Annotated in this window: 9 protein-coding genes; 4 read left to right on the forward strand and 5 right to left on the reverse strand. The window is 58.9% G+C overall.

From position 1 onward, the window contains the following. The first annotated feature begins 143 nt into the window (after positions 1–143). Both ACIP1X_RS15655 and ACIP1X_RS15660 read left to right on the forward strand, forming a co-directional pair. Positions 144–2,603, forward strand: a complete 2,460-nt coding sequence (locus ACIP1X_RS15655) for an EAL domain-containing protein (RefSeq protein WP_400753356.1) — start codon at positions 144–146, stop codon at positions 2,601–2,603. Positions 2,604–2,682: 79 nt separating this feature from the next. Continuing rightward, positions 2,683–3,444 (forward strand): TenA family transcriptional regulator, encoded by a 762-nt coding sequence (locus ACIP1X_RS15660; RefSeq protein ID WP_218959131.1) that lies wholly within the window; start codon positions 2,683–2,685, stop codon positions 3,442–3,444. 120 nt (positions 3,445–3,564) lie between these two features. Here ACIP1X_RS15660 and ACIP1X_RS15665 read toward each other — a convergent pair whose 3' ends face one another. From ACIP1X_RS15665 to ACIP1X_RS15685, 5 genes are all read right to left on the reverse strand, one after another. Continuing rightward, positions 3,565–4,491, reverse strand: a complete 927-nt coding sequence (locus ACIP1X_RS15665; protein WP_400753359.1) for a GGDEF domain-containing protein — start codon at positions 4,489–4,491, stop codon at positions 3,565–3,567. Between the two features lie 360 nt (positions 4,492–4,851). After that, the gene (locus ACIP1X_RS15670; RefSeq protein ID WP_400753361.1) at positions 4,852–5,592 is read right to left on the reverse strand and encodes a YciK family oxidoreductase; all 741 of its coding nucleotides are present in this window, start codon (positions 5,590–5,592) and stop codon (positions 4,852–4,854) included. A gap of 173 nt (positions 5,593–5,765) precedes the next feature. After that, positions 5,766–6,437, reverse strand: coding sequence for an N-acetylmuramic acid 6-phosphate phosphatase MupP (gene mupP / locus ACIP1X_RS15675; RefSeq protein WP_038364376.1), 672 nt, complete (start codon positions 6,435–6,437; stop codon positions 5,766–5,768). Between the two features lie 4 nt (positions 6,438–6,441). Further along, a complete protein-coding gene (gene ubiG / locus ACIP1X_RS15680; protein WP_008079776.1) occupies positions 6,442–7,140 on the reverse strand; it encodes a bifunctional 2-polyprenyl-6-hydroxyphenol methylase/3-demethylubiquinol 3-O-methyltransferase UbiG in 699 nt (232 codons plus the stop codon). Between the two features lie 56 nt (positions 7,141–7,196). Then, a complete protein-coding gene (locus ACIP1X_RS15685) occupies positions 7,197–8,531 on the reverse strand; it encodes a TRZ/ATZ family hydrolase (protein ID WP_400753363.1) in 1,335 nt (444 codons plus the stop codon). A gap of 108 nt (positions 8,532–8,639) precedes the next feature. On the opposite strand from ACIP1X_RS15685, the gene mtnA reads away from it, so the two are divergent. Together mtnA and ACIP1X_RS15695 are read left to right on the forward strand one after the other, a co-directional pair. Next, the gene (gene mtnA, locus ACIP1X_RS15690) at positions 8,640–9,716 is read left to right on the forward strand and encodes an S-methyl-5-thioribose-1-phosphate isomerase (RefSeq protein WP_212549005.1); all 1,077 of its coding nucleotides are present in this window, start codon (positions 8,640–8,642) and stop codon (positions 9,714–9,716) included. Positions 9,717–10,140: 424 nt separating this feature from the next. Then, positions 10,141–10,561, forward strand: a 421-nt coding sequence (locus ACIP1X_RS15695) for a DNA gyrase subunit A (RefSeq protein ID WP_400753366.1), incomplete at its 3' end; no start/stop codon positions are given.

The raw sequence follows: 10,561 nt of genomic DNA on the forward strand, positions 1-10,561 counted from the left end.
TCAGTTTCGTAGCGTCAGTGCTTTTCGTGGCGGTACATATTTATATGGCGCCTATGCCGCTTGCCGGGAGCGCAAACGCCTCCTAGTCTTGGTGGGTGGTCTGATCGGAAGGGATGATCAGGCAGTGCCATACAAGGGATCCCATGAAGCAAAAGCGGACGCTCGGAACGCCACGTTTGTTGGGCATCGTCTGGCCTTTCATTGCCGTCGTGTTGTTTCAGGCGTTATTGGGCGGTGTGAGTCTTTATGTCCTGTCGGCCGTGCGTGGTTACGTGGCGGGCGAGAGCCTGTGGTCGAAAGGTCAGAAAGACGCCATTTATTACCTCAACCTGTACGCCGACAGTCGTGACGAGGCGATCTTCCTCAAGTATCAGGACGCCATTGCCGTGCCGCAGGGCGGTCATCAATTGCGCGTGGCCCTGGATCGTCAGCCGCCGGATCTGGAATCGGCGCGTGAAGGCATTCTCAAGGGTGGCAACCACCCGGATGACGTCTCCAGCCTGATCTGGCTGTACCTCAATTTTCGTCATTTCAGTTATCTGGAAAGGGCGATCGACCGCTGGACGGTGGGCGATGCCTATCTGGTGGAGCTGGATAACGTGGCTCGCGAGATGCACCACAGCATTACCGAGAACACCGCGTCCGATGCTGATGTTCGCCTCTGGAAAGCGCAGATTTTTGATATCAACGACGGCGTGACGCCGGCGGCCAAAGCGTTCAGTGATGCTTTGGGTGAAGGCTCGCGGGTGATTCTGCGGCTGTTGCTGTTTACCAATCTCGCCACCGCGCTGGGGTTGATCGTGCTGGCGCTGTTGCGCACACGCAAGTTGCTCAAACAACGCCACGCGTTTGCCGAAGCCCTGCAACTGGAAAAAGATCGTGCGCATGTCACGCTGCATTCGATTGGCGACGGCGTGATCACAACGGATGTCGACGGCGCTATCGACTATATGAACCCGGCTGCCGAGGCCCTGACCCACTGGAAAGCCGAGCAGGCTGCCGGCTTGCCGTTGGCGGCATTGTTCAATTTGCTCGATGACAACGCGCAGGCCGAAGGGCTGACGCTGATTGAACACATTCTCAGCGGCCAACTCAGTGGTGGCAGCGAACACTCCAAACTGATTCAGCGACTCGACGGCAGCACGGTGTCGGTGACGCTGGTCGGCGCACCGATCCGTAATGCCGGCAAAGTCAGCGGTACGGTGCTGGTGTTGCACGACATGACCCAGGAGCGGCAATACATCGCCAATCTGTCGTGGCAGGCGACCCACGATGCGCTGACCGGGCTGGCCAACCGTCGCGAGTTCGAATATCGCCTGGAGCAAGCCCTGCACAATCTCTCGCGGCAGGGCGGGCGACATGCGCTGATGTTCCTCGATCTTGACCAGTTCAAACTGGTCAACGACACCTGCGGTCACGCGGCGGGCGATGAGTTGTTGCGGCATATCTGCGCGTTGCTGCAATCAGGCCTGCGCGAGGGCGACACTCTGGCGCGGCTGGGTGGGGATGAGTTCGGCATCCTGCTGGAGAACTGCGCGCTGGACGCGGCGGAGAAGATCGCCGACAGCCTGCGCCAGACCGTGCAGAACCTGCATTTCGTGTGGAAGGGCCGGCCATTTCTGACCACCGTCAGTATCGGCCTGGTGCATGTCGGTCAGACGCCGACCACCCTCGAAGCGTCGCTGCGCGCAGCCGACATGGCCTGCTACATGGCCAAGGAAAAGGGCCGCAATCGCGTGCAGGTCTATCACGCCGACGATTCCGAGCTGTCCCTGCGCTTCGGCGAGATGGCCTGGGTGCAACGCTTGCACATGGCGCTGGAGGAAAATCGCTTCTGCCTGTATGCCCAGGAAATTGCGCCACTGGGTGCTGCGCAAGACGGTCGCGCGCACATCGAAATTTTGCTGCGCCTGCATGATGAGTCCGGCCGGATGATTCTTCCGGACAGTTTCATTCCGGCCGCTGAACGTTATGGATTGATGAGTCAGTTAGATCGTTGGGTTGTGCAAAACGTATTTAAGATTATTGCTCAATGTATTGCAGAAGAACATGAAGGACCGTTGGCGATGTGTGCGATTAATCTGTCAGGCATTACTATAGGAGATGACGCGTTTTTGCACTTCCTGAGGGAACAGTTTGTTAACTATGCCATCCCGCCTGAAATGATTTGTTTTGAAATTACAGAAACCAGTGCTATTTCAAATTTAGGCAGTGCAATACGTTTTATTAATGAACTCAAAGGCTTAGGTTGTTACTTTTCGCTGGATGACTTTTGTGCCGGAATGTCTTCATTCGCTTACTTGAAACATTTACCTGTAGACTTCCTGAAGATCGACGGGAGTTTCGTAAAGGATATGCTGGACGACCCGATTAACCGCGCAATGGTCGAAGTGATCAATCACATCGGGCATGTCATGGGTAAGCAGACAATTGCCGAATTTGTTGAAACAACCCAGATCGAACAAGCCTTGCTTGAGATCGGAGTTGATTACGCTCAGGGTTACGTTATTGAGCGTCCGCAGTTGTTTACCTGTGACAGTTTGCAAAGTCGGCCCGCCAGACCGCAGCCGCTGTTATTCAAAGCGCCTGGCACGTTCCGTTGAAATCTCTTGCCGATCCTTATAATCACAAATCAAAAGGAGCCGAACAGTGATCGACACATTCAACCGAACCGGACCACTCATGGAAGCTGCAAGTTATCCTGCCTGGGCACAACAGCTCATTGAGGATTGCAGCGAGAGCAAGCGCCGGGTTGTCGAACATGAGTTGTATCTGCGCATGCGTGATAACAAGCTCAGCGCAAAAACCATGCGTCAGTACCTTGTCGGGGGCTGGCCGGTAGTTGAGCAGTTCGCGTTGTACATGGCGCAGAACCTGACCAAAACCAAGTTCGCCCGCCACCCGGGTGAAGACATGGCGCGGCGTTGGTTGATGCGCAATATCCGCGTCGAACTCAACCACGCCGATTATTGGGTGCACTGGAGTCGCGCGCACGGTGTCAGTCTCGAAGACCTGCAAGCACAGCAAGTACCGCCGGAACTGCATGCCTTGAGTCATTGGTGCTGGCACACCAGTTCCGCCGATTCGCTGATCGTGGCCATTGCCGCCACTAACTATGCAATTGAAGGCGCAACGGGTGAGTGGTCGGCGGTGGTGTGCTCCACGGGCGTTTACGCCGCCGCGTTCCCCGAAGAGGATCGCAAGCGCGCGATGAAGTGGCTGAAGATGCATGCGCAGTACGATGATGCGCATCCATGGGAAGCGCTGGAGATCATCTGCACGCTGGCGGGGATGAACCCAAGCAAGGCCTTGCAGACCGAGCTGCGTCAGGCGGTGTGCAAGAGCTACGACTATATGTACCTGTTCCTCGAGCGGTGCATGCAACTGGAAACGTCCGAGCGATTGCTGGTAAGCCGTGAGCGCAGGGCGGTAGTTACGCAATAAAAAAATGTGGGAGCGGGCTTGCTCGCGAAAGCGGTGTGTCAGTCAACTGATTTGCTGACTGACACTATGCCTTCGCGAGCAAGCCCGCTCCCACAGTTGTTTTGTGGTGTATGGGAGGGCTTAGCCCGCCATCGCCAAGCGGTTACGACCTTCGCGCTTGGCCACATACAGCGCACTGTCCGCGCGGCGCAACAGGCTCTCCGCCGATTCCCCCGGCAGCAGCGTCGAACAACCCAGACTCACCGTCAACTCGATCAACTGGCCATCGGCGTAATACTCGGCAGCCTGCGCCGCATAACGCAGTCGCTCGCCAACCATCGCCGCCGCCTCGCGGCTGGTGTTGGACAGCAGAATCAAAAACTCTTCGCCGCCATAACGAAAGACCATGTCGACGTTGCGCAGCTGACCCTTGATCGACGCCGCCACGGCTTTGAGCACGTCATCACCGGCGCTGTGCCCGTGGCTGTCGTTGACGCGTTTGAAGTGGTCGATATCCAGCATCAACACCGACAACGGCTGGCTGTGCCGGCGCGACATGTCGATCTCGCGTTGCAGGGTTTGCTCCATGGCGATGCGATTGCCGGCGCCGGTCAGCGGATCACGCAGAGCACTTTGCGTCGCGGCGCGGTAAAGCAGGGCGTTGCGCATCGGGTACAGCAGCGACGACAGCAGTGATTCGAGGTTGCCCTGATCCTGTTCGTTGAAACGCTGATTGCGGCGGAACACCAGTTCGCCCATGTGCTCGCCTTCGTGGCTCAAGCTGTAGCTGACCGAATGGTGACCGCGAGCGCCGAACTCCAGGCGCAGGTCGCTGCCCTGATGCACGTAGCTCAAGGCGTCCAGCGGCACGAGGCGTTGAACCTCACGGAAAAACAGCCCGAGGATACGTTGCGGTTCAAGACTGGTTTGCAGTTGCAGGCTCAGTTGCTGGCGCAGCTGCGCAAGACTGGTCGGTCGCTCCAGCAAGGGAGGCAGTTGACCGAAGCCCAGGCGTTGCAATTTGGCGCTGTCGAAGTCAATTGCATTGGTCTGGGAGGGTGATTTCATATGGCGTGAACCCTTAGCAGTAAGTCTGTCTTACAGGCTGGGTGAGAGCGGCTATGGGCTGCGCGTCATACTGATCCATCAGTCCCGTAGGACGTTTGGCGTAAGTTTAGTCTGCCTGATGACGATTAGTAAGCTATCGAAATCGGCCTCGCCCCATTGCCTTCACGCGGCTTGCTTTGAGGAAAATTAGAGCGAAAGTCGTGCCATTCGGTTCATATTTGTTAAAACCGTTTTTATTCAATGGCTTGCGAGCTTGCGGGGAAAATTCGCGCTGGATAATTGACTAAATTGTGACGGTCGCGAGCGGCAAATGTTGGCCGCGACGGGAATCCGCCGCGGCAACAAAGCCGACGTATGGCACTACTGAGCGTTGAAAGCCTGGCCGTTGATGCCGGTGCTGTCCGGGCCCATCAGATACAGATAGACCGGCATGATCTCTTCTGGCGTCGGGTTGTTCAGCGGATTTTCCCCCGGATACGCCTGAGCACGCATGCTGGTGCGAGTGGCGCCGGGGTTGATGCTGTTGGAGCGCACCGGCGCCACGGTTTCAACTTCGTCGGCGAGGGTTTGCATCAAACCTTCGGTGGCAAACTTCGACACGCCATAAGCGCCCCAATAGGCGCGGCCCTTACGACCGACGCTGCTGGAGGTAAACACAACAGAAGCATCCTGCGACAGCTTGAGCAGCGGCAGCAGGGTGCTGGTCAGCATGAACATGGCGTTGACGTTGATCTGCATGACGCGCATGAAGTTCTCGCCGGACAACTGCTCGATCGGCGTGCGCGGGCCGATGATCGAGGCGTTGTGCAGCAGGCCGTCGAGGTGGCCGAATTCAGCTTCGATCATCGCTGCCAGTTCATCATATTGATGGGGCAGGGCGGTTTCGAGGTTGAACGGAATCACCGCCGGCTGCGGATGGCCCGCCGCTTCGATCTCGTCGTAGACCTGCGTCAGATTGGCTTCGGTCTTGCCCAGCAGCAGCACGGTCGCGCCGTGAGCGGCGTAGGTTTTCGCCGCAGCCGCGCCAATGCCACGACCGGCACCGGTGACCAGAATGACCCGATCCTTGAGCAATTCGGGACGAGCGGAGTAATCAAACATAAAAACCTCACAATCCATTCATGAAGATCTGCTTCACCCTGTGGCGAGGGGATTTATCCCCGTTCGGCGGCGAAGCCGTCGCAAAACCTGTGTGCCACATCGCCTGGATGAAAGCGGGGGCCGCTTCGCAGCCCAACGGGGATAAATCCCCTCGCCACAAGATCTGATTCAGATCAGCAACTGCAGAGCGCGCTATCGAGCACCTTGCGCAACTCCGACGGATGATCCACCACCACGTCCGCGCCCCAATGCCGCGGGTTGTCGTCCGGATGGATATAGCCAAACGTCACCGCCGCGGTTTTCGTACCGGCGTCGCGCCCCGATTCGATATCGCGCAGATCATCGCCCACAAACAGAACCGTCGATGGATCCAGATCAAGCATCTTGCACGCGAGGATCAATGGCTCCGGATCCGGCTTGCTGTTTTTTACGTGATCCGGACAGATCAGTAGCGCCGAACGTTCGGCCAGCCCCAACTGCTGCATGATCGGCTCGGCAAAGCGCAGCGGCTTGTTGGTCACCACGCCCCAGATCAGGTTGGCCTTTTCGATGTCGGCGAGCAGTTCGCCCATGCCGTCGAACAGCTTGCTGTGTACGGCGCAACCGACCAGATAGCGCTCAAGGAACTCAAGACGCAATTCCTCGAAGCCCGGCGATTCCGGATCCATCGAGAACGTCACCGCGACCATGGCTTTGGCGCCGCCGGAAATCTCGTCGCGAATGTGCTTGTCGTTGATCGGCGGCAGGCCGCGATCGGCGCGCATTGCCTGGCAGATGGCGATGAAGTCCGGCGCCGTGTCGAGCAGGGTGCCGTCCATGTCGAAGAGAACCGCTCTGATGGCCATCGGCTTACTCCTCGCGCAGGGTCTGGATCATGTAGTTGACGTCAACGTCGCTGGCCAGTTTGTAGTGCTTGGTCAGCGGGTTGTAGGTCAGGCCGATGATGTCTTTGACGGTCAGGCCGGCCATGCGGCTCCAGGCGCCGAGCTCGGACGGGCGGATGAATTTCTTGAAGTCGTGGGTGCCGCGCGGCAGCAACTTCATGATGTATTCAGCGCCGACGATCGCGAACAGGTACGCCTTCGGATTACGGTTGATGGTCGAGAAGAACACTTGGCCGCCCGGTTTGACCATGCGGAAGCAGGCACGGATCACCGACGATGGATCTGGCACGTGCTCGAGCATCTCGAGGCAGGTGACGACGTCGAACTGCTCAGGCATTTCTTCAGCGAGGTCTTCGGCAGTGATCTGGCGGTATTCGACGTTGACGCCGGATTCCAGCTGATGCAGTTGCGCGACCGCCAGCGGCGCTTCGCCCATGTCGATGCCCATCACGGTGGCGCCACGTTGGGCCATGGCTTCGCTGAGGATGCCGCCGCCGCAACCGACGTCGAGGACTTTCTTGCCGGCCAGATTGACCCGCTCGTCGATCCAGTTGACCCGCAGCGGGTTGATGTCGTGCAGCGGTTTGAATTCGCTTTCACGATCCCACCAGCGATGGGCCAGGGCTTCGAATTTGGCGATTTCGGCGTGGTCGACGTTGCTCATGTTCAATCCTCTAAAACTTGAAAAAGGCTGTAGCCCCGGTTTGTGTTCCGGGGTTTTTACGATTCTTTGTGGCCGCTGATGCGCTGGCCCCAGGCCCGGGCTGTGGCGCCCAGTTGTGCTTCGTCCAGTCGCGTCAGGCGGCGGTCGTCGAGCAGTTGTTTGCCGGCGACCCACAGATGCTTTACGCAGTCGCGGCCGGTGGCGTATATAAGCTGCGACACCGGGTCATACACCGGTTGCTGGGCCAGACCGGACAGGTCGAAAGCGACGATGTCGGCGGCTTTGCCGATTTCCAGCGAGCCGACTTGCGCTTCGATGCCCAGCGCACGTGCGCCGTTCAGGGTGGCCATGCGCAGCGCACGATGGGCGTCCAGCGCGGTGGCCGAACCGGCGACGGCTTTCGCCAGCAGCGCAGCGGTGCGGGTTTCTCCGAGCAAATCCAGATCATTGTTGCTCGCCGCGCCATCGGTGCCGACCGCAACGTTCACCCCAGCCTGCCACAAACGCTCGACCGGGCAGAAGCCGCTGGCGAGTTTGAGGTTGGATTCCGGGCAATGGATCACGCTGGTGTTGCTTTCTACCAGCAACGCCAGGTCGTCATCGCTGATCTGGGTCATGTGCACGGCCTGGAAACGCGGGCCGAGCAAGCCTAGGCGGCCGAGGCGGGCGAGCGGGCGTTCGCCGTGTTGCTCCAGTGCTTGCTGGACTTCGAACGCCGTTTCGTGGACATGCATGTGGATCGCTGCGTCCAGCTCCTCGGCAATTACGCGGATTTTCTCGAGATTCTCGTCGCCGACGGTGTACGGTGCATGAGGGCCGAACGTGATCTTGATGCGGTCGTGATGCTTCAGGTCGCCGAACAGCTCGACGCCCTGACGAATGGCTTCATCGGCACTGCTCGCGCCCGGGATCGGGAAATCAAGAATCGGAATGGCGATCTGTGCACGAATGCCACTGTTGTGCACGCGTTCGCTGGCGACTTTCGGGAAGAAATACATGTCCGAAAAACAGGTGATGCCACCCTTGATCTGCTCGGCGATGGCCAGATCGGTACCATCACGGACAAAATCTTCGCTGACCCATTTCGCTTCGGCCGGCCAGATGTGGTTTTCCAGCCAGGTCATCAGCGGCAGATCATCGGCCAGGCCGCGGAACAGCGTCATCGCCGCGTGACCGTGCGCATTGATCAGGCCGGGGGCGAGCAGCACATCCGGCAACTCGCGGATTTCCGTGGCGTTACACTTCAATGCTTCGGCGCGCGGGCCGATAAACACGATGCGACCGTCGCGGATGCCCAGGCCATGCTCTTTGAGCACAACGCCTGCAGGTTCGACGGGTACCAGCCAGGTCGGCAGCAATAATAAGTCGAGCGCAATGGCAGGTTTCGGCATCGAGGGTCGGTTCCAGTGCTTTTGTAAAGGATGGCGAAGTATACCCGAGCGTCTTCGCGGGGGGATCGCTATAATCGGCGGCTTTTGTTCATGAGTGCGGGGTGTGGGATGCGCGATCGACTGTTGGCTGCGGAGAAAGTGAAGGCCATCGATTGGCGAGACGGCGCGCTGCACCTGCTGGATCAGCGTATTTTGCCGTTTGAAGAAACGTGGATTGCCTACACCAGCGCCGCCGGCGTGGCTGAGGCGATTCGCTCGATGGTGGTGCGTGGCGCGCCGGCCATCGGCATCAGTGCGGCCTATGGCATCGTGCTCGCCGCGCGCGCGCGGATCGCTGAGGGTGGCGACTGGTACGCGGCGCTGGAAGAGGATTTCGCCTTGCTGGCCGATTCCCGTCCGACTGCGGTCAACCTGTTCTGGGCGCTCGGTCGTATGCACGATCGCCTGGATCGCGTGAGAGAAAACGCCGATCCGTTGGCGGCGCTGGAAGCCGAGGCGATCGCTATTCATGAAAGCGACCGTGAGGCCAACCTGACGATGGCGCAGCTCGGCGTCGACCTGATCCGCAAGCATCAGGGCAATGCTCAGGCGATTCTGACCCATTGCAACACTGGCGCGCTGGCCACAGGCGGTTTCGGTACCGCGCTGGGTGTGATTCGCGCAGCCTTTATTGAAGGCATGGTCGAGCGCGTTTACGCCGACGAAACCCGTCCGTGGCTGCAAGGCTCGCGTCTGACCGCGTGGGAACTGGCCAACGAAGGCATTCCGGTGACCCTGAATGCCGACTCCGCCGCTGCGCACATCATGAAAACCAAAGGCGTGACCTGGGTGATCGTCGGTGCTGACCGCATCACTGCCAATGGTGACGTGGCCAACAAGATCGGCACCTATCAACTGGCGGTCAACGCCATGCACCACGGCGTGCGTTTCATGGTGGTGGCGCCGAGTTCGACCATCGACATGAACCTGGCCAGCGGCGACGACATCCCGATCGAAGAACGCGATGGCGCCGAGTTGCTGGAAGTCGGCGGCAAGCGCGTCGGTGCCGACGTTGAAGCGTTCAACCCGGTGTTTGACGTGACGCCGGCGGATCTGATCGACGCGATCGTCACCGAGAAAGGCATCGTCGAGCGCCCGGATACCGCGAAAATGGCCCAGTTGATGTGCCGCAAACGCCTGCATTGATTGGCTGTGGCGCATGGAAGACCGCTATCGCGAGCAGGCTCACTCCTACAAGGTCTTGCATCGAACGCAGAACCTGTAGGAGTGAGCCTGCTCGCGATGAGGCCCTAAATGTCAATAAACATCGCTAAACCAAGCCCCATTTCTGCATTCAAAGAAGCTCTAAGCCTCTCTCGTCCCCGTTAAGCCTGTCACCGGTCAACTAACTATGCTCCATGCGCATCTGGGGGATAGGTGCGTGGCGGCCTTTGTGATAACATCCGGCGTTTTCCGAGGCAGCTTCACGAAGCTGTCTTTACTGCGCAAATCCACGCTCCAATGTTGATTTGTCGTAAGTCGGCGCATGGCACTCGGCCGGCCCCGACGAGCTTCGTTGGTCCCATATGGATATGACGAAGTTTCACCAGAAAAAGGAATCAGGCTTCTCATGGGCGAACTGGCCAAAGAAATCCTCCCGGTCAATATCGAAGACGAGCTGAAGCAGTCCTACCTCGACTACGCGATGAGCGTAATCGTCGGCCGTGCACTGCCGGATGCGCGCGATGGCCTCAAGCCCGTGCACCGTCGCGTACTGTTCGCGATGAGCGAGCTGGGTAACGACTACAACAAGCCGTACAAGAAATCTGCCCGTGTTGTCGGCGACGTGATCGGTAAGTATCACCCGCACGGTGATACCGCGGTGTACGACACCATCGTTCGTATGGCCCAGCCTTTCTCCCTGCGCTACCTGCTGGTAGACGGTCAGGGCAACTTCGGTTCGGTCGACGGCGACAACGCTGCGGCGATGCGATACACCGAAGTGCGCATGACCAAGCTGGCGCACGAGCTGCTGGCTGACCTGCACAAAG

Origin of the sequence: Pseudomonas sp. NPDC088885 (assembly GCF_044750025.1) — a bacterium.
GTDB classification, from domain to species: domain Bacteria; phylum Pseudomonadota; class Gammaproteobacteria; order Pseudomonadales; family Pseudomonadaceae; genus Aquipseudomonas; species Aquipseudomonas rustica.